A 23,647-nucleotide genomic window follows, 5' to 3' on the forward strand; every position below is an offset into this window, starting at 1 on the left:
TGGAAAAAATCAACTCCGAAGCTCTTTTTAAGCAAATCAGATCATGATAAACGATTAGATAATTGTTGGTATACTTCCTCCGGGGTTAACCCTTTGGCATTAATCACAGGAGATTTGGTTGTAATATCCTGCATCCCCAAGATATTTCTATCTTGACCTGTAATCACGATCGCATCTGCTTGTGTATTTTGATTCAGATCAACCACTTCATATCCTTTATTTTGGAGATATTCTTTTACGGATTGTAAGGACTGTTCAACAGCAATACGCGCCATTAGACACACCCCCTCTCTTTTTTAATATGAACGAGAAGGGATGAGACTATGCAATTTTATATGTTTTTCTGAAATCTTTTTATCATCATTTTTAATGAAAAAGGAATAAGACCAAACCAATGAGTTGAAAATGAGCTTTTATGTTTTTTTTCATGAAGTCTTTTTGTTCGCGGTTGATTCATTCGTTCCACGATTTGCACCGTTAAGTATTTGATCAAATCATTGAAATTCATAAAAACTCCCCCTTATGTATAAAGTATCGACATTTTAGGGGAGTTCTATACAAGATCGTATCTCTTCTACGATTGTATCGATACTTTTCCCATCTGTTTGAATGATATATTTAGCCGATTCATGATACAAGAGTAAACGTTCATTGTAAAGCACTTCCATTTTACTTTTCATATCTGAATCCGTCTTTAATAATGGGCGATCTTGTTGTTGCTTTGAAACTCGTTTAAAAAGCGTATCCAGTGACGCCTCTAGTAAAATGGTTTGATGTCGTTTCAAGATTGACCGGTTTTGTTCCAATAATATAATTCCTCCACCTGTAGCAATTACAGACCTTTCTTTGTTTTGAACAAGATTGGCAAATACCTCAGATTCGATTTGACGGAAAAAAGTCTCTCCTCCTGTTTTAAAAATTTCGGGAATGGTTCTTCTTTCTTGCCGCACAATCTCTTCATCAACATCCATAAAGGGATAATGAAGTTGTCTCGCTAGTTCCTTACCGATCGTGCTTTTTCCTGCTCCCATAAAACCAATGAGAATAATATGTTGTGCGTTAATCATATTGAAATCCTTCTTTCCAATCAATGATCGTATAATTTGTTTTCGAAATATCTACATAAATCCTTTTGTATGTCAAATCCGGTATGCTAATCGTACAATGAACGATTGATTGATATAAATCTTGGTTAAATTGTACGACATATGTTTGGCCATTGTAAACGAACGACATATTTCCTTGGAAATTGGGATTTTGCTTTAACTGATCCAATGCGAATGCTACTCCAGATTCCAATAAGTAGTCCATTTCAGTTTCCATTTTCATCTTCATAAAATCATCTTTCCAGATCAATTGTCTCTCAACAAATGGGATGAGTGATAAAAGAATAATAAAGAATGCCCCTATAACAGGAAGGAACACAAAACCATCCTGCTTTCGTAAGAGAGCCATCATGACTGTACCCTTTTTAGAATAAAATCATCGAAGGAAAACACTTGATCAGCTAATTTTAAACGTCCCGATAGATGAATTCCTTCTCCGTTTGGTAAAATTTCAAAACGAATCGAATCCACATATTCAAAAACAATCACTGTACCATCAAGCGCTCCTTCCCCTTTTTTTACCTCACGTATGACTTTCACTCCATCAAAACGAAATGCCTCTAATTTACTTTTACTTTCAATATATAATGTTTGTCCACCACCAAAGAAACGGGATGCAGGTAATACACTGCTTTTTAAGTAGTTATATCCCATATGATAAGAATGCTGAAGAACAAATTGAGTTCTTTGTTCTTCCTTTTCTTTTTGTGTTAAAATCAAAAAATGGTAAAGATAACCAACTAAAAAGGTAAAAAAGGAAATCATAATCATGAATTCAACATAAGTAAATCCTTTTGAATTCATTGTGTATCTGAATAGACCAATTTCTTCAAAGAAATCCCCCGTTTTTGTTCTTCTTGTTTCCATGATACAATCACCTGTATTTCAAGAATTTGGGAATTATATGGTTGTACATGAACCTGAACATGATAAATATTTTTATTGTATTCCTTTCCCTGTAATCGTTCTTGACTCACTTCCATTTCAGAACGAGCGATAGCTAGGGCCATATAATCTTGATTCCGATATTCCCTTTCGATCATCATTTGTCGATAAGTAGGAATGATAATCATCAGAATCACACTGAAGATAAATATAGCCCATAATGTTTCTACCATAATGATTCCTTTATCTTTCAACATGGATCTGCCCCGTTACTAATTGAATCACTAACTGTCTTTTTCCCGATGAAGAGATGACATCAATGGTTCCATTTCGATAGGCTAAACGTCCTAAAGCATTAAACATAATACGGTGATTTAAGAAGTTTTCTGAGACGGAAATTTTGTCACTATACTGCACTTTTTTGATCAGACCTCGTTCATTACGAATGAGATAATAATGGTAATCAGGATTGAAAACAATTTCCACCCATTTATCCGAATGGATTGCTTCTTGTTGCACCCAATAATAATCCGCTAAAAATTGATCTACCCATTGATCCAGCTCAGATCGCCCTTGTAGATGATGAAATGATGGGATAGAAAAAGATAAAAGAATCCCAATCATAAAAAGTACAAAAATCACTTCCAGCTGGATAAAACCTTTATGATTTAGCATATCCATTTCTTAAACCCTTTTTATTCATTGTTTTCTTACTCGGCTTCGGGATGTATACTACATGTTACTTTTACTCGTGTTAGACCTGTTGATGGATCTACATAATTGGGATCAAAAGAATAGGTTCCTCCTGAAGGGCAGGTTACGACGGAATCTAGAAACCCTTTTTTCGCCAATTCTGTAACAAAATTTGAAGCATCTGGATAAGTGTTATATTCGAGATAATAATTTTCTAATTGTACTTGAATTAATTTTTGATTAGCCAAACAAGCTTTCTTTTGGGCTTTTTCCCCTGAAGCTCTTAAATTTGGTGTGGCAATAGCTAAGATTACACCAATAATGAATATAACTACTAATAATTCAATTAATGTAAATCCTTTCTGATTTTGCCTTATTGAGCGAATCATCTCCATCAACCCCTTTTAAATCGATTGAATTAATGAAAAAATAGGCGAAAATAAAATATAAATTAAAATAAACACAAATACTCCCGTTAAAGAAATTAAAATCGGTTCGAGCCATTTTAGTTTATGTTTTAATTCTGATTCCATTTGTTTTTGCAATTGCTCACTATATTGTTTCATTCCTGTGTCTAATGAACCAACTGATTCATAGAACCGTATCATTTCCAAAAATGAAGGCAAAAATATTTTCTCCTCTGCTAATATTTCCGCTAAACTATTTCCTTCATATAATGATTTTTTAATTCTCATACTTGCTTCTTGTATTAATATCTCATTAGACTCAGCCAGAATGTCCATTCCTGTGATTAATGAAATTCCATGATTTAAGAAAAGACTTAAATTAGAGCTAAAATGATATGTGTATGTTTGTAACCAATATTTTTTCAGTAAAGGGAAGCGAAGCAGAAATAACTTGAATTTTTTCAGAAAATTTTTATTTTTAAACAGAAAATAAATCACAAGGGAGATGACAGATACAGAAAGAAAAAGCCATAATTTATAGTCTTGAAACCATTGATAAATTGTGAAAATCAATCGAGTTGTAGATGGAGTTTCGATTTGCAGTGTCTTATATAATTGTAGAAACTGAGGAAGCAAAATCGTGGTAAAAAACATAAATAAAAAAATTATTAATAATAGAAGAAAAATGGGATATGCAAGGGCGTTACGTACAGCATGTTTAAATTGATATCTTTGCTTGAAATACCACTCACATTGTTCAAACGCTAACGCTAAATCACCATGACTTTCTCCAATGGTTACAAAGGAAACATAGGATTTTGGAAATTGAAGAATTTTAAGTGTAGCCGATAAGGTTTCTCCTTGTTCTAGCCAATAAATAAATTGGTCGAAATCTTTACTCACCTTTTTAGGCATCACATCTTTGATTAAGCGAATTCCTTGTATAAAGGGAACCCCATTACGAATTTGAATCTTCATTAAACGACTAAATTCGCTAAGTAAAAAATCATTCCATTTTCGTAAAAACCAACTTTTATTCATAATTTGTCACCAAAACTCGATGGAATTCTTCCATCGTTGTAAGTCCTTGCTCTACCTTTTCCAGTAAAATATCCTGTAATTGCTTAAATTGTAATTCCCTCATTTTTAACCGGATTTCATGAGTCGTTGCCTGTTTGAGAATTAATTCTCGGATCGGATCGACGATTGGCAGACCTTCAAAAATGGCAAAACGACCTGAAAATCCTTCTCCTTTGCAATATACACAAGTAGGATCCAATCCTTTACACTCACAACTTTTTCTAACAAGTCGTTGTGCAAGAATCATTTGGATCGATGATGCCACTAAATAAGGTTCAATCCCCATGTCTAATAGCCGTGTAATCGCACTAGCAGAATCATACGTATGTAAAGAAGATAAAACCAAATGTCCGGTTAATGCTGCCTCAATCGCAATATTGGCGGTTTCTCGATCCCTTATTTCCCCAATCATAATCACATTCGGATCTTGTCTTAAAATCGCTCGTAATCCCTTCGCAAAACTTAAACCTATCTCTGATTGAACTTGAACTTGATTAATCCCGTTGATTTTATATTCTACTGGATCTTCTAAGGTCGTAATATTATTGGATATTTGATTTAAAAACTGCAGTGATGCATAAAGTGTGGTCGTTTTCCCTGAACTAGTAGGTCCTGTGATTAAAATTAATCCGTTTGTTTGGTGTAACACACGTTGATATTGAATTCGTAGTCCTTCTGACATTCCTAATTCTTCAATCTTTTTAAAACGAGGTTCTTTTTTTAAAAGGCGAATCACCATTTTTTCACCATAAATGGTTGGAAGAGTTGAAATTCGTAAATCAGTAACCATACCGTGATGATCGATGGTAATTGCACCATCTTGTGGCAATCTCTTTTCCGCCACATTCAAATCTGCAAGCAATTTCATCCTTGAAAGCATCGCTTTTTGTTGTTGAAGGGTAATCTCTTCATATACTTTAAGAAAACCATCCACGCGATAACGAATTATTGCCCTTTTCTCAAACGGCTCGATATGAATATCGCTTGCGTCAATGGATAAGCAAAAATCAATTAAACGATCGATATATTCTGGTATCTCCACTTTTTACCTATCACCTCGCTACTTTATCAAACTTATTTTCTAAATTAATTTCTAACTTCTACAAAAAATAACAATTCCCTCTTAAATTTTACAATTTTTTTAAAAATTTAATGAATTAAAAATAAGGTTGTATATTCCAACACGCTTATAGAATCATAAAAACCATTTCCAATCCTTAAATATAAAGAGTATTTTTAAACTGTTCGATGGTCTCTTTTGTCCCTAGGATTAAAAGAATATCCCCTTCTTCGATTTCTGTATCCCCATGGGGAAGAATCGTTTCCCCTTTACGGTAGATGGAGACAAGAAGAATATCGGCAAAAATTTTTAGATTGCGAACGGTTTTTCCGATCAATCTCTTATCCCATATTTCAATCTCTTCCATGTGTAATCCTAATCGGTCTTCTAAGATATCGGCAGTAACTGGGTGTTTGATCATATTTTCTAATAAACTTACTGTAGACAATTGAGGGTTTAATGGCCGTATTTTTTCCATTTTTTTTGCTTTTTCCATCAAAGTTGGGTCATTGAGAACGACATAAATGTGTGATGAAAAATAATAGGATAGAAAATGAGCAATTTCAAAATTTACTTGATCATTTCCTGTAAGCACTACTATTGCCCTTACTTTTTCAGCCTCAAATTGTTCGATTAATTCTGGATCAAGGGCATTTCCCCAAATCACATTCAAACCAGACATCATCGTTTCATGTACTTTTTCTTCATCAGAATCGACCATAAACACTTTGATCCCCGAATTTAAAAATCGTTTCGCTAGAAGAATAGCATTTCTCGTTGCACCAATGATTAGTACATAATGATCTTCTTCTTTTTTCTCAACGATGGGGATCAGTTTCCCGAATAAAATCGGCGAGATGATACTTGTCAATATGGCCACTAATACAATTGCAGCATTTGCTTCATTGGAAATCGCTCCAATATTAACTCCAATTGTAGCTGCCGCAATCGTTACACTCATCTGCGTTGATAAAATAATACTTCCAGCAATCGTCTCTCTCCATGGGAATAAAAATTTGAACAATAATACAGGTAGTCCTTTTACGATATAAACAATGATGAATAAGAGTGGTACGAGCAATAAGCCTCTTGGATTGTTGATTAGAACAGATGCATCAAAATTAACGCCAACTAAAATAAAAAATGTAGGGATTAAAAAGCCAAAACCAATTGCATCTAGTTTATGAACGATTTCTTCCCTTCTTGTTGGATCACCGATTAAAGAAACAACAACTCCTGCCAAAAATGAACCTAAAATCATTTCAACTCCAATAGCTTGAGCTAAGACAAGAAAAATTAACATCAATGCAAATGAACCACGAATGCCAATTTGTGTCGTTCCATGGGCTAATTCTTGAAATATAGGATTTCCTTGAAAACGATGACTAACTCGATAAAAGAAAAGAACCAATCCTAACAAAGCAAATACAAAGAGAATCTTTACACTAAATCCACCTTTAAAAATGGATACTGCCACAGAAATGAGTAACATAGTAACAAAATCAGCTATGACTGCACCAGTAATGATATATTGGCCAAAACGAGTATTGGATAATTTCCTTTCTTTTAAAACTGGCATTACAACACTTAGAGATGTTGTTCCAACTATTAATGCCATTAATAAAGGATCTTTAATAAATCCCATACTCCGTAAAAGAATCGATACCAAATAAGCCAAGAATAACGTTATTCCTAACATAACCAAAGAAAGGGTGATAGGATTTAGTAATTTACTTGCTTTTTGCTTTTCTTCTTGATTCGTAAAAATTTCAAAATCAATTTCTAAACCTGCGACGAACATTAAATAGGCTAAACCAAAAAATTGGATAAATTGCAACCATTCATCCATGACTATTAAATCAAAACCACTTTTCCCAATAATCATCCCAACAAGAATTTCACCGACAACAACGGGGATATAGATCTGTTTTATTTTTCGAATAAGTATCGGAACTAAAAAAGAAAGAATTGTGACAATCAATAAAGAAGTTAAAGAAAAATGGACGTTTTCCATACATACCTCCTATTATTCATGTTATCACTCTTGTATCTATCTCTTTTTCCATATTTTTTATATATACAATTCTTCAACAGTCATTTAACATGAGGATTGTATGTTCCATATGGAAAGGTGATAGATAGTGAAAAAATGGGCAATTCCTTTACTCGCATTTGGACTTTTATACTACTATTCCCACCGAAATACCTATAAACTAGAATTTAATCATATTCAATTAAGAATAAATGGGATAAAAACTAAAAAACCTATTCATATCTTACATTTATCAGACTTGCATATGGAGAAGATCTCGATTACACCTAGTCAATTATATCAACAATTAAAAGAAAAAGAGATTGATCTGATTGCATTGACAGGCGACTATTTAGATAAAGCCAAAAACATCGATAAATTTCTTCAGTATCTTGCTGTTCTTCATCAACGACAACCAAAATATGGGATTTATGTTGTATTTGGCAACCATGACTATTTATTACGGGATCGTATTCATGATTTTCGCCAAAAAATCGAAGAAACAGGAGCCATCGTTTTAATCAACGAGAGTCATACAATCCAAATTCACGGACAAATTGTCAATATTATTGGCATTGATGACCATTTTACAGGAAGAAGTGATATTTCTAAAGCATACCAAAATATCGAAAAAAATGGAATCAATCTTGTACTATCTCATGATCCAAATATTGTTTTACAAATGGAAGGATATCCATTTGATTATCTCCTTTCTGGTCATTTTCACGGCGGTCAAATCCATTGGCCAAAACCTTATCATCTTATAAAAATGGGAGAATTGGCACGACAAAACATTATTAAAGGGTTGCATTTCTACAAGAAAAGACCTTTTTATATTAGTGAAGGACTTGGTCAAACCGGATTAAATATTCGTCTTCGTTCCCGTCCTGAAATCACTATTCACACTCTTGTTTCTTAACAATAATATAAAACTGCTATACCATTTGCTATAGCAGCCTTAATTTTCTTATAAACGATTTAATAGATTTTCAATAATCACATAGGAAGAATCAGGTTTGGCGATTTTCTTTTGATGTTGGATGAATTTCTGATAGATTCTTGGGTGATGATAAAGGTATTCTACCCAATAAACAATGTGATCCAAATTATGAATACGAATCGCAGAACGGTTTTTAATTAAAAACCGTGCATTATATTCTTCCTGACCAGGAATCGGTTGATAGATGAAAATGGGAGTAGAAGTGGATAAAGCTTCGGAAATGGTTAAACCTCCTGGTTTCGTAATGATTAAATGACTTTTCATCATAATAGGGCAAATATCCTCAATGTAAGGTAAAACCTCAAGGGAATAATTGATAGAAGAGGCTAATTGAGTTAACTCATCATATAACTTTTGATTCCTTCCAGTAATGACATAGACAGAAAAAGGGACATTCTTAATCTTCTGCAAGGATTGAACGATCTCTTTCATCGAACCAATCCCTAAGCCCCCACCCATAACTAAAATACGAAAATTTGCGTTCTCTTGAGTTAGTGGATCTTGTTTCAAACATGAAAAGCTTGGATCAATGGGGATCCCCGAAATAATCACCCGCTCTGGTTCCATTTGATATTTTTTAACCAATCGATTCTTTAGTTCTTCATGGCCAACAAAATAATAATCAATTTCTGGATGAATCCAAAAACTATTCAAATGATAATCTGTAAAAACAGCAGCTAATTTATAATGATTTCTTTTTTTTAGTTTGGCTAAAGCAGTTAAACCGCTAGCATGGGTAGCAATAATCAGATCAGGGTTTTCCTCTTTTAAAAAACGATCTAATTTACCTAGCATCGCATATGCAATAAATGGTTTAAATAAAAGGGAAAAATTCCCTTCTTTTTTATAGATCCAGCCCCAAATTCTTGGTTTTTTGAGGATGATGAAAAGATAGATTTTTTGAATCCATTGTTCTAATGTTTGATTGATGATCTTGAGTAAATGAACAATCTTTACTTCATGTCTTGGATCTATTTTTTTCATCGTTTTTAAAAGGGACTCAGCTGCTTTATGATGTCCATTTCCTGCAAACTCTTCGGTCATGATCAGAATTTTCATCGTCTTTCCTCCTTGACATCCTCTTCTTGGGGAAGCAAGTAGCGTTTGAATAATTGATCTTTCGACATATATACCCTTTTTGGAACTAACTCTTCTGACCTTAACTTCAGCCGTTCTTTCCCATTGGGATGAATGATATAAAGTATTAAACGCAAATATTGCTCTTTCCATTTGAATTTTAAGGTATTGGGTACTTTATCGACGTCAAAGCCTAAATGATGAATTCCCCGATGTAAAAAGGTCGTTCCAACGAGTGCTTTTACATTTTCCCCTTTTGGGTGATTGTAAATATAATCAGCCAATGTTGGTAACGAATCTTTGACGATTCGTAAGGTGGTTAATCCCAGTCGAGTTTCATTTGTAATTCCTTTTAACATCTTGGTTAATTTCCAATTATATATATGTAATTTCACAATAGGATCTCCATGATGAATGATAACACCATCTCTCGTAATTAAATCTGGACCGCGGTACTTACAAAAAACGACACGGAAGATATTACTCTTTTTATCCACGTACTCTAACCTTGTGATATGTTGATAAATAAAATCCAATACTCTCCACAATTCAAACAATCCAGCATTCAAAGGAATGTACTCCTTTCCTTTTCAACATATCACTGTTAGATTTCCCACATTTTGTATTATCCATTCATCGCATAAAGAAAAAAGGCTTCTCATCGATGAGACCGCCTTTTGGGATAAAATGTTATTTCATAAATTCTTTTATATCTGTAAAAAGCACATCCTTTGCTTTCATATCATCTTGGGGTGTGATGGTAATTGTTCTCGTTCTTTGAATTGCATCTTCAATCAGCTTATCTACTTCCATTTTTTGCTCTATAAACTCTGCTCGCTCTATTTTTGGTTTCGTTGTGGGGTTTCTTGGTACGAACAACGAACAACAATCTTCAAACGGTCGAACTGATGCTTCATAGGTACCAATTTTTTTTGCTACTTCAACAATGTCTAGTTTATCTATTGTAATGAGAGGACGAAGAATCGGGATACGTACGACATGGTTAATGGTATACATACTTTCTAAAGTTTGGCTTGCCACTTGTCCTAAACTCTCACCTGTGACTAATGCTAACGCATGTCTCTTTTTTGCCAAACGCTCGGCAATTCGTAAAAACATTCTGCGCATGATCGTAATGTTGTAACTTTCTGGAGCATATATTTTTATTTCCTTTTGTATCTCTAAAAAAGGGACAAGATGAAGGCGAAAAGATCCAGAATAATGAGAGAGTACTTTTGCTAAATCAAGGACTTTTTGAAGCGATTCTTCTGTGGTTACTGGATATGTATGAAAATGGATCCCTTCTACTTGTAACCCCCTTTTCATCGCAAAGTAGGAAGCAACAGGACTGTCAATCCCTCCTGAAATCAAAACAAGTGCTCGACCACTGCTTCCCCCTGGCATTCCACCAACACCTTGAATCGTCTGGGAATAAATAAATGCCCCCTCTTGTCTTATTTCAATATCAACAACAGTATCAGGATGATGAACATCAACCGTCAAATTTTCAGTGTTTCTTAAGATGTAAGCACCAACCTCATAGGTTAGTTCTGGTGAACTCAATGGAAATAACTTATAGGGTCGTTTCGTTTCTACTTTAAATGTTTTTGGAAAGGGGTTGATTTGCTTAAGTAATTGAAGTGCTGTTTTTTTAATTTCTTCTACGTCTAAATCCGTTTTTTTTACAGGACTAAAGGAAACAATTCCAAATACCTTTTTTAACCGCTCAATCACAATATCATGGGGTTCTCCATGTAATTCAACATAAATACGCCCAAAGGTTTTTATAACTTTTATTTTTGGTAAATCTTTAAGGACATCTCGAATGTTTTGAAGTAAACGATCCTCAAAACGATAACGATTTTTTCCTTTTAAAGCAATTTCACCATAACGAATAAGGATTGAATCATAAATCATTGCTCTCACCCTTATCATATATCTTTTCTCAGTAAAAGGTATGATAACAAAATTTTCTTCAAGAAGAAATAGCAAAGAACAATTTCTGGACAAAATATGGCAAAGAATTATGGTCGAAATAGATTTCTTCTAAAAAATAAATTATAATAGTACATAGTTTTTACAAAAGGAGGGGTTTCATGTGGAAATTTTGGATTTAAATCTCAACAAGAACAACGACAAACCGAGATTAACCCAAACCACTTCTAAATCTGGGTGAGGTTGCAAAATTGGTCCTGAGGACCTGGCGCAAGTTTTGCGTCATTTACCTAAACAAGAATTCAATGAAAATGTATTAATCGGCTTAGAAACCCCTGATGACGCTGGTGTTTATAAATTATCCGATGATTTCGCATTAATCCAAACGGTGGATTTCTTCACACCGATTGTTGATGATCCATATATGTACGGACAAATCGCTGCTGCAAACGCACTAAGTGACGTCTATGCAATGGGTGGGACACCATTAACCGTCATGAACATTGTGGGATATCCTATCCGTAAGCTAGGTCCTGAAATGTTAGCAGATATTCTTAGAGGAAGTACTGATAAGATCAAAGAGGCTGGTGCAATATTAATTGGCGGCCATTCCACCGACAATGTAGAACCACTAATCGGTTTATCGGTAACAGGTACGGCTCATCCAAACCAAATTTGGGCAAATCGTGGTGCGAAACCTGGAGATCTACTCATTTTAACCAAACCCATTGGAGTTGGTATCCAAACAAAAGGTATTAAAGACGGAGTCCTGAGTCAAAAACAAATCGATCGAGTTACGGAAGTCATGGCCTTTTTAAACAAATATGCTGCAGAAGCAATGAAAGGCTTTCCTATTTCCGCTGTTACAGACGTAACTGGGTTTGGATTATTGGGACATTCCCTTGAAATGGTCAAGGATACAAATGTTGGGCTTGTGATCGATTCAACAAAAGTGGAAATTCTTGATGGAACAAAAGAGTTGGCAATGAATAACCACGTTCCTGCTGGAAGTAAAGATAACCTTAAATGGGTTTCTCCACATGTCTTATTTGCAGAACACCTCGATTATCACGATCAACTCATTTTAGCAGATGCCGTAACTTCTGGTGGCTTACTTGTCGCTGTAGAAGAGAAGGCTGCTTTTGACTTACTGCAAAAAATGCACGACCTCGGGGTAAAAAATGCGCGTATAATCGGAGAAGTAACAGATAAACACCCGGGAAAAATTCAAGTTCTTTAAATTTTCGTCATCAGGGATACCCACGTTCGAGGGAGCGTGGGTTTTCTATTCAAGTTTTTTGATTTAAAAAATATTTTTATTATAAAATAATTTTAAAAAGTAAGCTTGTCATGAAGGGGTTTATATTATGCTAAACGAGAAACAAAAAAAAGCCTTAAGATCTTTACCTGCGATTTCAACGATTCTACAACTTCCAGAAGTTGTAAAACTGATCAAAAATACACATTTTGACTTGATTTCTGATCTTGTATCAGAAACGATTGAAAAAGAAAGGGAAAAGATCTTACAAACAGAAACGCCTACTATTCTTTCATTATCGACGATTTTAGAAAAAATCATGGATCGTTATGAACAAATCACAACTCCTCATTTACGCTCTGTCATAAATGGAACAGGAGTAATCTTGCATACGAATCTAGGGCGAGCAAAGTTATCTCACGAGGCGATCAAAGCCGTTCAACTAACAGCTTCTGAATATACCAATTTAGAGTATACATTATCCACAGGAAAACGGGGATCTCGTTATGACCATGTAGAAGATTTACTCGTTCAGTTAACAGGTGCGGAAGCAGCACTCGTTGTGAATAATAATGCCTCTGCTGTGATTCTAATCTTGAAAGAGATAGCACAAGGAAAAGAAGTGATTGTTTCCCGGGGACAACTTGTGGAAATCGGGGGTTCTTTCCGCGTGTCTGAAATTATGACCCAAAGTGGAGCTCGTTTAATAGAAGTTGGAACAACCAACAAAACCCATCGCTTTGATTATGAACGGGCGATTACAGACCAAACCGCTTTATTAATGAAAGTGCACACAAGTAATTTTAAAATTATCGGTTTTACGAAAGAAGTCTGTTTAAAAACCCTTGTTGAAATTGGCAAAGAACACAAAATTCCTGTATATGAAGATCTTGGCAGCGGAGTTCTTTATGACTTAAAAAAACATGGCATTGGCAATGAACCGACAGTACAAGAAGCAGTAAAGACAGGAGCAGATCTCGTTTCATTTAGTGGGGATAAATTATTAGGAGGCCCTCAAGCCGGTATTATTGTCGGAAAGAAAAAGTGGATTGACCGCTTGAAAAAAAATCAATTAACTCGTTCCCTTCGAATCGATAAAATGACACTTGCTGCTTTAGAAGCAACCTTACGCCATTATTTACTCGGAGAAGCTCATGAAAAAATTCCTACTTTAAAAATGATTTTGATGGATGAAAAGATGATTCAAGAACGAAGTCAAAAACTTTACGAAATGTTAAAACCAGTGGTGTCAGATCAATTTGAATTGAAAATCATTGATGGCTTTTCCGAAATCGGCGGTGGATCTATGCCTGATGTTAAGCTCAAGAGCAAATTGATAAGCCTAAAACCTCTTCATCTTCCCGTTCATCAATTTGAGCAGGAACTAAGGGTATCACCTCCACATATTATTGGACGAATCTTTGAAGAACAATTTGTCTTAGATGTTCGTACAATTGAAATAAAGGAGTTCGAATTTATTGTAGAAAAAATGAAAAGGATTATGAATCATACTTAAGGTTTCACAATGGATGGATCAAATTTATAAGTTACCATCAATTGTTCGGTTCTTGCCCCATCTTTTTGTAGAACATATAAAATCAAAGTTCCATATGGGCTGCTAGGATTTTGTTCTAATTTTATGGTATAGTTAAATTCTGCAAAACCCGCCGCATCTTTTTTAGAACTTAAAGGGAATTTTCCTTTGCTTAAGATATTATGTCCGTCTTCAAATTCATAATATAGTTCATTTACATCCAATTTTGCCTTCCCTTTAAGTACAAAACTCATTCCTAGTCTAACCGTTGAGTCAGGTAGTGGAGTATTAATAATAATCGTATCTCCTTTTTTTTGCTCAGTATCAAATTGCTGTTTTTGCTGCTGATCTGCTTCCTGGTTCCCTTGGTTTTTATCCTTTTGCTCCTGATTTAGTGATTGATTGGTTGCTTTAGGTTGAGACTGAGAATGCTGATCTAAAGAACAGCCCCCAAGCAAAACAATAAAAAGGATGAATAGATGAATCATGATCAAGGTGAGCCAATTTCTTTTATTTCTCAAAAAGATCACACCTTTCTAAATCCTCATTCCCTTTTCTTTACTTTCAATAATACGAGATATTTCTTTCTTTTTCAAACAAATAATCAAATTGAGTAAATACCTTATTCATTCCCAAAATGATACTTGTAAAAATTTTTTAGTTGACAGAAATACTTTTACTGAGTATCTTTAAATTATGGAAAGGAAAAATTGAATATTTTTTGACTAGATAGAGGTGCAGTACTTAAGAGTAGAGTTATTCATCATGGCAATTGGAATAACTTGAAAGGAAGTATTGCCGAAGTGTATGATTTTCGCCAAAAAATCATACGCTGGTTCTGTACAGAATATGTGCAGAACTGTCACAAACGTTCAAGTTTGTGGAGCGCTATCGATGGTCAAGAGTTTTTATTCCTTTTTAACTAAAGGATTAGAACCTTGAAGCATTGTTGGTGCTTCAGGTTTTTTTTTTTCAAAAATGAAGGAGGCTACTTATGAGATGAGACAAAAATTTCAAATCTTACTCTTTAGTATGTTATTTTTTATCAGTGGCTCGATACCTGTTTTTGCAGAAGAAGCGGAACAAGCTGCAAAAAATGCTAGTATATATGGTTTTTGGTCACTCATTCCACCTTTAATTGCAATTATACTCGCATTTATTACGAAGAATGTTGTGCTATCATTATTTCTTGGAGTTTTTTCAGGCGCATTTCTCCTCCAATTAAGCGCACATAACCCATTTATGTCGCTCATTCAGGCATTATTACAAGTTGTCCAATATATCCTAAATTCTCTTGCAGATCCTTGGAACGCCGGGATTATCTTGCAAGTATTAGCAATTGGAGGACTCATTGGTCTTGTAACCAAAATGGGTGGTGCTAAGGCTGTTGCTGAATCGTTAGCAAAACGAGCAAAAACTCCAAGGAGTGCGCAAATTATTACATGGCTGATGGGAATCTTAGTTTTCTTTGATGATTATGCGAATTCCCTGATTGTTGGTCCAATCATGCGACCTGTTACTGATAAACTAAAAATATCGAGAGAAAAACTCGCTTTTATTGTTGATGCAACTGCAGCTCCAATTGCTGGAATCATGGTTGTTTCCACTTGGATCGGATATGAAGTAGGTCTAATTAAAGATGCCTATTCCTCTATCGGTCAAACGGTTAACGCATATGGAGTATTCATTGATACCATTCCTTTCCGTTTTTATAATATTTTAATTTTAGTATTCATACTCGCAATCGCCTTAATGATGAGAGACTTTGGTTCGATGTATCAAGCAGAATATCGTGCCAGAACAACAGGAAAAGTTCTTGCCGATACAGCGAAACCAATGGCTGTCGATGACAAAGATAATCAACCAAAAGAAGGCATTCAACTAAGTGTTTGGACAGCAATTATACCGATCGGTTTATTAATGATTCTTTCATTTGCTGGTTTTTACTATAATGGTTATATGGCCATTGTAGGTGGGGAAGATAAGGAACTGATTCACTTTATTCAATCCCATCCATTCGCTTTAAAAACCATTCGTGAAACATTCGGTGCTTCAGATGCAAGTGTTGTATTATTTCAAGCCGCTTTATTCTCTAGTATCGTAGCCATTATTATGGGTGTTGCGAAACGAATCTTCACGGTTGGTGAAGCGATTGAAACTTGGATCAATGGAATGAAATCTTTACTGATTACCGGAGTCATCTTACTTCTCGCTTGGTCCTTAAGTAGTACAATGAAAGAGTTAGGAACTGCAAAATATCTAGTTGGTTTACTCTCTGATAAGTTACCAGCGTTTATCTTACCATCGATTATATTTATACTGGGAGCAATTATTTCCTTTGCGACAGGTACATCTTATGGTACGATGGGAATACTCATGCCACTTACTATTCCATTAGCTGCAGCATTATCACCGGATCCTAATTTCATTATCATGAGTGCTGGGGCTGTGTTAACTGGTGCAATCTTTGGTGATCATGCTTCACCAATTTCAGATACCACAATTCTTTCTTCGATGGGAGCAGGAAGTGACCATTTGGATCATGTGAGAACACAATTAGACTATGCACTCCCTGTTGCATTTATCACCGTCCTATTTGGGTATTTACCAGTAGGACTAGGGTTATCCGTATGGATCGCATTGCCAATTGCAATCCTAGCAATTTTCTTACTTGTTAGATTCGTTGGTAAACCTCTAGAATCAAATGAAAGGACAGTCCCTTATCCATTAAGAGAAGCAAAAAACGCTGAGTAAAGTACTCAGCGTTTTTATATTACACAATAAACCCCATCCGTTCCTTCACTTCTTTCATTTTGCGATTGGCGATTGAAGCTGCTCTTTCTGCACCTTCTTTCAAAATTTCAATTAATTCATCAGATTTTACTAATTCATAATAACGTTCCTGAATGGGTTTTAGTCCTTGAATAATCACTTCTGCCAAGTCTTTTTTTAAAGCTCCATACCCCTTCCCAGCATACATTTGTTCAAGCTCTTCAATCCTTTTTTCCGCAAACAAAGAGTAGATTGTTAAGAGATTACTAATCGCCGGTTGTTCTTCTGGATTATAACGGATGGTATTAAGAGAATCTGTTACAGCCCGAGAAATTTTCTTCCGAATCACATCAGGCTCATCTAAAATCGAAATAAAAGCTCCTTGATTTTCATCGCTTTTGCTCATTTTTTTCGTTGGATCTTGTAAACTCATGATTCGACCGCCCACTTTTGGGATATAAGGTTCTGGCAAGACAAACGTTTCGCCATATTTATGATTAAATCGTTCGGCCAAATCCCTTGTTAATTCCAAATGTTGCTTTTGATCTTCTCCAACAGGTACGAGTTCAGCATCATATAACAAAATATCTGCAGCCATTAATGCAGGATAGGTAAAAAGACCTGCTGTAAAATTCTCCTTCTTCGCGGATTTATCTTTAAATTGGGTCATTCGCCCGTATTCTCCAAAATATCCTACACATTGCATAATCCATCCTAATTCTGCATGTGCTGGTACATGGGATTGTATAAATAATGTAGATTTTTTTGGATCAATACCTGACGCAAGATATAATGCTGCTAATTTTAACGTATTTTCCTTTAATTCTTTTGGATCTTGAGGAACGGTAATGGCATGCATATCGACAATACAAAAAATACTCTCTGTTTCATCTTGGAGTTTCACAAAATTCTTCATTGCCCCAAGATAATTCCCTATCGTCATTACTCCGCTAGGCTGAATACCAGAAAAAACTCGTTTCATTTCTCTTTCTCTCCTATCTAACCTTTTTTCATTTACATTTCAGTTTATACGATTTTTTCTAATGTTGCAATTAACGTACTATAATTCATTTTTAGCCTAGCAAAAAATGCTGAGCCTAAATTATTTTCTTTTTTTTTCATAAACTTATTTACAGTATGACGATGATCCTTTATTATATTAAATAAAAATTTATATTATTTAAAATATTACATTCATTTCTATTTATTGGAGGCTAGCATGAATTGGAATGAGTATGTTTCTAATATAGAATTGAAATTGTCTAAATATTTCGATATTAATCGAGATGTTCAGTTTAAAACGCAGCAAATAAATCTTTTTGCAAAAGCAGAAATTCACCAAGAAAAATTCTTTGGAACGAAAAATGTTAAAATATGGAGTGCCAAAAATTATGAGTATCTTTTTCTTCAAGTTATCGAAGAGATTTCAGAAACAAAGATTGAAACTTTTCAAAAATTTTTAATCTGCATGATCGATGAATTGGTAAAACCTCATTCTGAACATATGTCAAGCACCTTTACAGGCATTCTTGTTGTCGACCATTTCCCGGCTTCTCTTGAGGACCAAATAAAAAAATTTAAATATAAGAAATCCTTTGCCTTTTCATTAAAAGGATGGGCCGACATTCGATTACTCGTTATAGATCTTAATTCTAAACGAGTAATTCATAATAAAAAAGGAAAGGAGGTTGCAACATTCTACCAACCTATGAGGACTTCTCTAAAATTCATTCAAAATTAGTATAGGAGTGGAATGAGATGAGTTCACTGGTTTTAATTGCAATTGCTCTCATCGTTTTCGTAACAGCTTATAAGACGTATGGTTCTTATCTTGTCAAAAAATTTGATTTAAATGATTCTCGGCCAACACCTGCTCATACCATGAATGATGGTGTAGATTATGTACCTGCTAAAGCACCAGTTCTTTTAGGCCACCATTTCGCTTCAATTGCTGGTGCTGCACCTATCATTGGTCCTGTTACAGCGGCTGTATTTGGTTGGATTCCCGCTTTTCTCTGGATTTTAATCGGTGGTGTATTTTTAGGAGCCGTACATGATTTTTCTTCGATTGTGGCTTCGATTCGCCATAAAGGAAAATCAATTGGTGTCATCATTGATCATACAATGGGGGAAACTGGAAAAAGGCTTTTTAATCTGTTTGCTTGGCTTACCTTAGTTCTTGTCATCGCTGTTTTTGCCAATGTCGTAGCCAATACTTTCGTGGCCGTACCTGAAGCTGGAACTGCTTCCATGCTCTTTATCTTCGTTGCTATTATTTATGGTTTTACCGTATATCGTAACAATTTCCCTGTATTAATAGGTACAATTATTGGTGTTGCACTATTACTCGTTTCCATTTGGATTGGTATTTTATATCCACTGAACTTATCCTTTAACACTTGGATTTTTATTCTCATGGTTTATGTTTTTGTTGCATCAATTGCACCTGTATGGATTTTATTACAACCAAGAGATTACTTAAATTCATTCCTCCTTTACGGGATGATCATCGGAGCAATTATTGGTTTATTCTTATATAATCCTTCCGTTAAACTGGATGCTTATGGCGGATTTAGTACAAGTTTGGGTTGGATGTTTCCTGTTTTATTTGTCACCATCGCTTGCGGAGCTATTTCTGGGTTCCATTCATTAGTTGCATCAGGTACAACATCGAAACAACTGAATAAAGAGACAGACGCCAAACTAATCGGTTATGGTGGAATGTTAATCGAATCCACTTTAGCAGTAGTCGCTTTAATCACTGCAATTATGGTTACGAAGGATCAATATACAGCTACTGTTCTAGCAAAAGGTGCACCTGGACCAGTCGCCTTATTTTCAACAGGCGTTGGTAATTTTCTTGCGGAACTTGGAATCCCTAAAAACGTTGGTGTAACTTTTACTTCTCTAGTTGTTTCAGCTTTTGCTCTTACGACATTAGATACAGCAACACGGCTAGGCCGTTACATCTTTCAAGAATTCTTTGAAAGAGAAGCAACTGACGGAAGCATTACAAAGAATATAGGAACAAACTCTTATGTAGCAACGACGATTACCATTATTGCTTCAAGCTTACTAGCTCTTGGAAATTGGAAAGCCATTTGGCCTGTATTTGGTTCTGCGAACCAATTATTAGGTGCCATTGCTCTTCTAACAGTCTCTGTCTGGCTTGCAAAAATGGGAAAAAGCAATCGTATAACAAAATATCCAATGTTCTTTATGTTTGCAGTTACCCTTTCTGCTTTAGGGCAATTGGTATATAAAAACTTTACCAATCCTCAATCAACAACATCGAACTATGTTCTCGGTTTTGTCGCTCTTGCGCTATTTATACTATCCATTATTTTAATTTTCTTTGCTAGTAAGGCGTTAAAACAAACAAAAAATGAACACAAAGAGATAAGTGCTTAGGTGTGAAAGATAGATGAAACCCAGTATCATCATTGTTCGAGAACAGGATGAAATTGTTGCGGCATGTTGTGTGCCATTTGAAGGAGATTTTTTGCAAGAGCTTGGAAAAGCGAGCCTCTATTTCGAAGAAAGGAAAATCATTCAATCAACAGGAGATCTCTATCAATTCTTACATCGTGAATATGGGGATTGTATTGATCTTGATGTTGTGGACCCGAGGAACTATAGTTATCTATTCCCTCGTTTAGTCAAAGATATTTTTCGTTATAAGGTTCCTTTTCGCCAAGCAATGAAAACCCTTTTTGCATTAAAAGCTCCTGCAGTTATCTTTAATGGCCAATTATTACTATCAGGAAAAAAACAAATAAAAACGGAAAATATGCAAGATTTGATGAAAAAAATTAAAAACCGCCCTTAATCATTATGAGGGCGGTTTTTGGTTTTGCTTTTTGCCATATCAATAAATTTTTTATACTCTTTTTCATACTTTTTTATTAGACCATCAAATCGCTGATCAGATTCAAAATCCTGCCAACTATTTGGTTTCAGTTTAAGAGTTTTCTTCATCCACTTAAGCGATGATAATAATTCTTCCTTTATTGCAAATAATGCAGCTAAATCGTAGTAACAAGGACAAGCGAATCCTATCTTGAAGATAATATGAAGTCTAATATGGCCTCAAGATATTATAGCGATGTTACAAACAATTAACAACAAATTAGACCAACGAGATGCAGATATTCAAGTGTTTAAACGCGTATGCAAGTTGGAATCTGATGTAGAAAGAATGATTAGTTTATAATAATGATACAAAAAACAACCACAAACCTTTGTGGTTGCTGCCTTTTTAAGTATTGGCGGGAGTGGATAGGAATCGAACCTACCAGCGACATCACGTGCCGCCCACTCGGTTTTGAAGACCGGGGAGAGCACCAGCTACTCAACCACTCCCAAAAACAACATAAAGTATTTTATCATGTTTAAATGGAGAAATCAAGAAAATGGAACAACAATGTGTTGACGTCAAAATCAGACATGCTTATTATTTACCATGCGGCGATTGTGCCGTCTGTTCTTGGTTCAGTCCCCCCTACCAATACTCCATGTTCGTTTCTCCAAATGATTTGTCCACGGCCAAAATTTCCTGAACCCATTGCCCAATTGGTTTGGTGCCCCATTCTAGCTAAGGAATCAACAATATGTACGGGAACGGTATGTTCAAATTCCACTTTTTTCCCTTCTAACCACTGCCACCTTGGTGCATCTAAAGCGGCTTGAGGATTCATATGAAAATCGATGGTATTCATAATCACTTGAACATGACCTTGAGGTTGCATAAAGGCACCCATGACACCAAAAGGGCCTATTGGTTGGTTATCTTTTGTTAAGAACCCAGGGATGATGGTATGATATGGTTTTTTACATGGCTCTAAGGCATTAACATGGGCTGGATTGAGAGAAAAGTTATGACCCCTATTTTGCAAACTAATTCCGGTACCTGGAACCACTAAGCCAGAACCAAACCCCATATAATTGCTTTGAATATAAGAAACCATATTCCCTTGTCCATCTGCGGTGGCTAAATAGACGGTTCCTCCTTTTGCTGGCTTAAAAGGTTTAGGTTCTAAGGCTTTTTCTCCAATCAGTTTTCTTCTTTCCTCTGCATAAGCTTCAGACAATAAGTCTTCTACCTTTACCTTCATCTTCTTTGCATCAGTAATATAGGTTTTTCCATCGGCAAAGGCTAATTTAATTGCTTCAATTTGTTTATGATAGGTGTTGATGGTTTCCTTTTCGGTAAATTCAAATCCCTTTAAAATATTTAACGCCATAAGAGCTACCAGTCCTTGTCCGTTTGGCGGAATCTCCCATACATCGTAACCGCGATAATTCACTTTTATCGGTTCTACCCACTCGGCTTTATATGTCTCTAAATCTTCTTTTCTAATAAAACCTCCATATCGCTTAGAAAACTGATGGATTTTTTCCGCCAATTCTCCTCGATAAAAGGATTCAGCTTTTGTTTCGGCAATGGATTGAAGAGTTTTGGCATGATCCAATGAACGCCAAATTTCTCCAATCCTTGGTGCCCTTCCTTTAGGGGCAAAGGTTTGAAACCATGCTTTAAATTGTTCTTCTTTTAAGTTTGCTTTATAAATTTGAAAGGCCTTTTCCCAATATTTCCCTAATGCAGGTGAGATGGGGAAACCTTTTTCCGCATATTCTATAGCAGGACGTAAAACCTCTGTTAATGGTAACTGCCCAAAACGTTCAGACAATATAGCCCATGCTGATGGGGCACCAGGTACAGTGACAGGGAAAAAGCCAAATTTCGGCATTTCGTGGTAACCTGCTTTTTTTACCAATTCAAGGGAAATACTTTTTGGTGATGGACCACTGGCATTTAATCCATACAATGTGCCTTTTGTCCATACCAAGGCAAAAGCATCTCCTCCGATTCCATTTGATGTGGGTTCAACAACCGTTAAACATGCGGCAGTTGCAATCGCTGCATCAATGGCATTTCCCCCTTTTTTTAAAATGTCTAATCCCGCTTGTGCAGCTAATGGTTGGGACGTAGCTACCATTCCGTTTTTAGCATATACAGACATTCTCTGCGAAGAATAGGGATAAAATAACGGGTCAAAATCTAGCATCAATATCACCCCTTCACCCTACGCTCCTATAACTTCCGAGACGATTACTCTTCCCTCGGCCGCTTTAATTGATTGTTTCAATTGTTTTCCATTCATATTGCGAAAATCAGAAGCGGTACAATCTAATAAACGTTTCATAGTGAACACCCTTCTTTATTATATATAAAATTCAAATTTCATAGCTATAATCATATTCTCGTATATCCTTTAGCGTATAAAAAGTTAGGGCTGACACAAGAGCAAAAAGTCAAACTCTCCAAAACAATAGATAAGTTAATCTAAAAGTATAGCCAATTTATTGTCATTGACAGAGGTTTCAGCTCCTATGGTCAGCCTCTTTATTCACATAAATTATAATTTCTCATCTCATTTGCCAGAAACTCAACATCTGTACCAACTACGACTTGCAAATCCGTTTGATTCAAACGAATGACTCCTTTTGCCCCTAACCTTTTCAGCTCGTTTTCTTCCACTTTTGACATATCGTTTACTTTTAAACGTAAACGTGTCACACAGTTATCAATTTTACCAATCGCAAACTATAAAGCTAAATTGGCAAAAATTGCATCCCCTGTTGCTGCGATAAACGGGATATTTAATAAGTCAGGCTGTCCTAAACGAAGCAACAATGCTGCAGCAGGAAGAACGGCAATCGGCAGCATTAGTGCTTTTCCGATTCGTTGTAAAAATCCTAACATGCGTATTCCTCCCTTTTTTTCATCATTTCATATATAGAAAAG

At 35.4% G+C, this 23,647-nt stretch carries 24 protein-coding genes, 1 tRNA gene, 4 pseudogenes and 1 riboswitch; of the genes and pseudogenes, 8 read left to right on the top strand and 21 right to left on the bottom strand.

Annotated elements, in window-relative coordinates; all coding sequences use genetic code 11:
• Nucleotides 1-41 precede the first annotated feature (41 nt).
• The 9 genes from ACMW72_RS05925 to ACMW72_RS05965 are packed head-to-tail and all read right to left on the bottom strand — an operon-like array spanning nucleotide 42 to nucleotide 4,069.
• On the bottom strand, nucleotides 42-275 hold the full coding sequence (locus ACMW72_RS05925) for a YkuS family protein (protein ID WP_418367925.1): 234 nt from the start codon (nucleotides 273-275) through the stop codon (nucleotides 42-44).
• 56 nt (nucleotides 276-331) lie between these two features.
• Entirely contained in the window at nucleotides 332-508 is a 177-nt protein-coding gene (locus ACMW72_RS05930) for a YqzE family protein (protein WP_418367926.1), read from the bottom strand.
• 34 nt (nucleotides 509-542) lie between these two features.
• Nucleotides 543-1,067, bottom strand: coding sequence for a shikimate kinase (locus tag ACMW72_RS05935; protein ID WP_418367927.1), 525 nt, complete (start codon nucleotides 1,065-1,067; stop codon nucleotides 543-545).
• Complete coding sequence (locus ACMW72_RS05940) at nucleotides 1,060-1,458, bottom strand: hypothetical protein (RefSeq protein ID WP_418367928.1); 399 nt, start codon at nucleotides 1,456-1,458, stop codon at nucleotides 1,060-1,062. Before ACMW72_RS05940 ends, ACMW72_RS05935 begins: the two co-directional genes overlap by 8 nt.
• Complete coding sequence (locus tag ACMW72_RS05945; protein ID WP_418367929.1) at nucleotides 1,455-1,973, bottom strand: hypothetical protein; 519 nt, start codon at nucleotides 1,971-1,973, stop codon at nucleotides 1,455-1,457. The genes ACMW72_RS05940 and ACMW72_RS05945 overlap by 4 nt, the downstream gene beginning before the upstream one ends.
• Nucleotides 1,907-2,248, bottom strand: a complete 342-nt coding sequence (locus tag ACMW72_RS05950; RefSeq protein ID WP_418367930.1) for a hypothetical protein — start codon at nucleotides 2,246-2,248, stop codon at nucleotides 1,907-1,909. The genes ACMW72_RS05945 and ACMW72_RS05950 overlap by 67 nt, the downstream gene beginning before the upstream one ends.
• A complete protein-coding gene (locus tag ACMW72_RS05955) occupies nucleotides 2,235-2,672 on the bottom strand; it encodes a hypothetical protein (RefSeq protein ID WP_418367931.1) in 438 nt (145 codons plus the stop codon). The genes ACMW72_RS05950 and ACMW72_RS05955 overlap by 14 nt, the downstream gene beginning before the upstream one ends.
• A 29-nt stretch (nucleotides 2,673-2,701) precedes the next feature.
• Nucleotides 2,702-3,073 carry a competence type IV pilus major pilin ComGC gene (locus tag ACMW72_RS05960; RefSeq protein WP_418367932.1) on the bottom strand — a complete coding sequence of 124 codons (372 nt, stop codon included), beginning with the start codon at nucleotides 3,071-3,073 and terminating at the stop codon, nucleotides 2,702-2,704.
• Nucleotides 3,074-3,088: 15 nt separating this feature from the next.
• Complete coding sequence (locus ACMW72_RS05965) at nucleotides 3,089-4,069, bottom strand: type II secretion system F family protein (protein WP_418367965.1); 981 nt, start codon at nucleotides 4,067-4,069, stop codon at nucleotides 3,089-3,091.
• Between ACMW72_RS05965 and ACMW72_RS05970 the strand changes: the two genes are divergently transcribed.
• Entirely contained in the window at nucleotides 4,068-4,199 is a 132-nt protein-coding gene (locus ACMW72_RS05970) for a hypothetical protein (RefSeq protein ID WP_418367966.1), read from the top strand. The genes ACMW72_RS05965 and ACMW72_RS05970 overlap by 2 nt on opposite strands.
• A gap of 201 nt (nucleotides 4,200-4,400) precedes the next feature.
• Here ACMW72_RS05970 and ACMW72_RS05975 read toward each other — a convergent pair.
• A pseudogene (locus tag ACMW72_RS05975) lies at nucleotides 4,401-5,213 on the bottom strand (GspE/PulE family protein); the annotation flags it as partial.
• Nucleotides 5,214-5,388: 175 nt separating this feature from the next.
• Nucleotides 5,389-7,245 carry a monovalent cation:proton antiporter family protein gene (locus ACMW72_RS05980; protein ID WP_418367933.1) on the bottom strand — a complete coding sequence of 619 codons (1,857 nt, stop codon included), beginning with the start codon at nucleotides 7,243-7,245 and terminating at the stop codon, nucleotides 5,389-5,391.
• A 124-nt stretch (nucleotides 7,246-7,369) separates the two neighbouring features.
• Here ACMW72_RS05980 and ACMW72_RS05985 point away from each other — a divergent pair, with 124 nt between their 5' ends.
• Nucleotides 7,370-8,182, top strand: coding sequence for a metallophosphoesterase (locus ACMW72_RS05985; RefSeq protein WP_418367967.1), 813 nt, complete (start codon nucleotides 7,370-7,372; stop codon nucleotides 8,180-8,182).
• A 48-nt stretch (nucleotides 8,183-8,230) separates the two neighbouring features.
• Here the strand turns inward: ACMW72_RS05985 and ACMW72_RS05990 are convergent, their stop codons facing one another.
• The 3 genes from ACMW72_RS05990 to thiI form a co-directional block, all read right to left on the bottom strand.
• The gene (locus tag ACMW72_RS05990) at nucleotides 8,231-9,322 is read right to left on the bottom strand and encodes an MGDG synthase family glycosyltransferase (protein WP_418367934.1); all 1,092 of its coding nucleotides are present in this window, start codon (nucleotides 9,320-9,322) and stop codon (nucleotides 8,231-8,233) included.
• Nucleotides 9,319-9,909 carry a YkoP family protein gene (locus tag ACMW72_RS05995; RefSeq protein WP_418367935.1) on the bottom strand — a complete coding sequence of 197 codons (591 nt, stop codon included), beginning with the start codon at nucleotides 9,907-9,909 and terminating at the stop codon, nucleotides 9,319-9,321. The genes ACMW72_RS05990 and ACMW72_RS05995 overlap by 4 nt, the downstream gene beginning before the upstream one ends.
• A gap of 121 nt (nucleotides 9,910-10,030) precedes the next feature.
• The gene (thiI, locus tag ACMW72_RS06000) at nucleotides 10,031-11,257 is read right to left on the bottom strand and encodes a tRNA uracil 4-sulfurtransferase ThiI (RefSeq protein WP_418367936.1); all 1,227 of its coding nucleotides are present in this window, start codon (nucleotides 11,255-11,257) and stop codon (nucleotides 10,031-10,033) included.
• A gap of 190 nt (nucleotides 11,258-11,447) precedes the next feature.
• Here thiI and selD point away from each other — a divergent pair, with 190 nt between their 5' ends.
• Together selD and selA are read left to right on the top strand one after the other, a co-directional pair.
• A complete protein-coding gene (selD, locus tag ACMW72_RS06005) occupies nucleotides 11,448-12,515 on the top strand; it encodes a selenide, water dikinase SelD (RefSeq protein WP_418367968.1) in 1,068 nt (355 codons plus the stop codon).
• A 127-nt stretch (nucleotides 12,516-12,642) separates the two neighbouring features.
• Nucleotides 12,643-14,049: an L-seryl-tRNA(Sec) selenium transferase gene (gene selA / locus ACMW72_RS06010; protein WP_418367937.1), complete on the top strand. Its 1,407-nt coding sequence runs from the start codon at nucleotides 12,643-12,645 to the stop codon at nucleotides 14,047-14,049.
• Here the strand turns inward: selA and ACMW72_RS06015 are convergent.
• On the bottom strand, nucleotides 14,046-14,588 hold the full coding sequence (locus ACMW72_RS06015; RefSeq protein ID WP_418367938.1) for a hypothetical protein: 543 nt from the start codon (nucleotides 14,586-14,588) through the stop codon (nucleotides 14,046-14,048). The genes selA and ACMW72_RS06015 overlap by 4 nt on opposite strands.
• A 201-nt stretch (nucleotides 14,589-14,789) precedes the next feature.
• A riboswitch (Lysine riboswitch) is annotated at nucleotides 14,790-14,966 on the top strand.
• Nucleotides 14,967-15,066: 100 nt separating this feature from the next.
• On the opposite strand from ACMW72_RS06015, the gene ACMW72_RS06020 reads away from it, so the two are divergent.
• Nucleotides 15,067-16,821: a Na+/H+ antiporter NhaC family protein gene (locus ACMW72_RS06020; protein WP_418367939.1), complete on the top strand. Its 1,755-nt coding sequence runs from the start codon at nucleotides 15,067-15,069 to the stop codon at nucleotides 16,819-16,821.
• Between the two features lie 19 nt (nucleotides 16,822-16,840).
• Here ACMW72_RS06020 and trpS read toward each other — a convergent pair whose 3' ends face one another.
• Nucleotides 16,841-17,821, bottom strand: a complete 981-nt coding sequence (gene trpS, locus ACMW72_RS06025) for a tryptophan--tRNA ligase (protein WP_418367940.1) — start codon at nucleotides 17,819-17,821, stop codon at nucleotides 16,841-16,843.
• Between the two features lie 237 nt (nucleotides 17,822-18,058).
• On the opposite strand from trpS, the gene ACMW72_RS06030 reads away from it, so the two are divergent.
• From ACMW72_RS06030 to ACMW72_RS06040, 3 genes are read left to right on the top strand one after another with little or no spacing between them, the layout of a single operon-like run.
• Entirely contained in the window at nucleotides 18,059-18,580 is a 522-nt protein-coding gene (locus tag ACMW72_RS06030; protein WP_418367941.1) for a hypothetical protein, read from the top strand.
• Between the two features lie 17 nt (nucleotides 18,581-18,597).
• Entirely contained in the window at nucleotides 18,598-20,250 is a 1,653-nt protein-coding gene (locus ACMW72_RS06035; RefSeq protein ID WP_418367942.1) for a carbon starvation protein A, read from the top strand.
• 13 nt (nucleotides 20,251-20,263) lie between these two features.
• Nucleotides 20,264-20,668, top strand: coding sequence for a hypothetical protein (locus ACMW72_RS06040; RefSeq protein ID WP_418367943.1), 405 nt, complete (start codon nucleotides 20,264-20,266; stop codon nucleotides 20,666-20,668).
• A 437-nt stretch (nucleotides 20,669-21,105) separates the two neighbouring features.
• Here ACMW72_RS06040 and ACMW72_RS06045 read toward each other — a convergent pair.
• The 5 genes and pseudogenes from ACMW72_RS06045 to ACMW72_RS06065 all read right to left on the bottom strand — a co-directional run.
• Nucleotides 21,106-21,202, bottom strand: a tRNA-Sec gene (locus ACMW72_RS06045).
• A gap of 94 nt (nucleotides 21,203-21,296) precedes the next feature.
• Nucleotides 21,297-22,907, bottom strand: a complete 1,611-nt coding sequence (gene ggt / locus ACMW72_RS06050; protein ID WP_418367944.1) for a gamma-glutamyltransferase — start codon at nucleotides 22,905-22,907, stop codon at nucleotides 21,297-21,299.
• A gap of 24 nt (nucleotides 22,908-22,931) precedes the next feature.
• Nucleotides 22,932-23,045, bottom strand: a pseudogene (locus ACMW72_RS06055) (haloacid dehalogenase-like hydrolase); the annotation flags it as partial.
• Between the two features lie 200 nt (nucleotides 23,046-23,245).
• Nucleotides 23,246-23,440 (bottom strand): annotated as a pseudogene (locus ACMW72_RS06060) (glucose PTS transporter subunit EIIB); the annotation flags it as partial.
• Between the two features lie 9 nt (nucleotides 23,441-23,449).
• A pseudogene (locus tag ACMW72_RS06065) lies at nucleotides 23,450-23,605 on the bottom strand (PTS sugar transporter); the annotation flags it as partial.
• Nucleotides 23,606-23,647: the final 42 nt, after the last annotated feature.

The sequence above is a fragment of the Tepidibacillus sp. LV47 genome (assembly GCF_048381575.1).
In the GTDB taxonomy this organism is placed as follows: domain Bacteria; phylum Bacillota; class Bacilli; order Tepidibacillales; family Tepidibacillaceae; genus Tepidibacillus.

Bases quoted from the DNA above. Each gene is read 5' to 3' on its own strand.
- ACMW72_RS05965 (WP_418367965.1), bottom strand. From the start codon at position 4,069: ATGAAGATTCAAATTCGTAATGGGGTTCCCTTTATACAAGGAATTCGC.
- ACMW72_RS05955 (WP_418367931.1), bottom strand. From the start codon at position 2,672: ATGGATATGCTAAATCATAAAGGTTTTATCCAGCTGGAAGTGATTTTT.
- selA (WP_418367937.1), top strand. From the start codon at position 12,643: ATGCTAAACGAGAAACAAAAAAAAGCCTTAAGATCTTTACCTGCGATT.
- ACMW72_RS05935 (WP_418367927.1), bottom strand. From the start codon at position 1,067: ATGATTAACGCACAACATATTATTCTCATTGGTTTTATGGGAGCAGGA.
- ACMW72_RS06030 (WP_418367941.1), top strand. From the start codon at position 18,059: ATGAATTGGAATGAGTATGTTTCTAATATAGAATTGAAATTGTCTAAA.
- ggt (WP_418367944.1), bottom strand. From the start codon at position 22,907: ATGCTAGATTTTGACCCGTTATTTTATCCCTATTCTTCGCAGAGAATG.
- ACMW72_RS05945 (WP_418367929.1), bottom strand. From the start codon at position 1,973: ATGGAAACAAGAAGAACAAAAACGGGGGATTTCTTTGAAGAAATTGGT.
- ACMW72_RS05960 (WP_418367932.1), bottom strand. From the start codon at position 3,073: ATGATTCGCTCAATAAGGCAAAATCAGAAAGGATTTACATTAATTGAA.
- ACMW72_RS05950 (WP_418367930.1), bottom strand. From the start codon at position 2,248: ATGTTGAAAGATAAAGGAATCATTATGGTAGAAACATTATGGGCTATA.
- thiI (WP_418367936.1), bottom strand. From the start codon at position 11,257: ATGATTTATGATTCAATCCTTATTCGTTATGGTGAAATTGCTTTAAAA.
- ACMW72_RS05930 (WP_418367926.1), bottom strand. From the start codon at position 508: ATGAATTTCAATGATTTGATCAAATACTTAACGGTGCAAATCGTGGAA.
- ACMW72_RS05940 (WP_418367928.1), bottom strand. From the start codon at position 1,458: ATGATGGCTCTCTTACGAAAGCAGGATGGTTTTGTGTTCCTTCCTGTT.
- ACMW72_RS05980 (WP_418367933.1), bottom strand. From the start codon at position 7,245: ATGGAAAACGTCCATTTTTCTTTAACTTCTTTATTGATTGTCACAATT.
- ACMW72_RS05990 (WP_418367934.1), bottom strand. From the start codon at position 9,322: ATGAAAATTCTGATCATGACCGAAGAGTTTGCAGGAAATGGACATCAT.
- trpS (WP_418367940.1), bottom strand. From the start codon at position 17,821: ATGAAACGAGTTTTTTCTGGTATTCAGCCTAGCGGAGTAATGACGATA.
- ACMW72_RS05925 (WP_418367925.1), bottom strand. From the start codon at position 275: ATGGCGCGTATTGCTGTTGAACAGTCCTTACAATCCGTAAAAGAATAT.
- ACMW72_RS06035 (WP_418367942.1), top strand. From the start codon at position 18,598: ATGAGTTCACTGGTTTTAATTGCAATTGCTCTCATCGTTTTCGTAACA.
- ACMW72_RS06020 (WP_418367939.1), top strand. From the start codon at position 15,067: ATGAGACAAAAATTTCAAATCTTACTCTTTAGTATGTTATTTTTTATC.
- ACMW72_RS06040 (WP_418367943.1), top strand. From the start codon at position 20,264: ATGAAACCCAGTATCATCATTGTTCGAGAACAGGATGAAATTGTTGCG.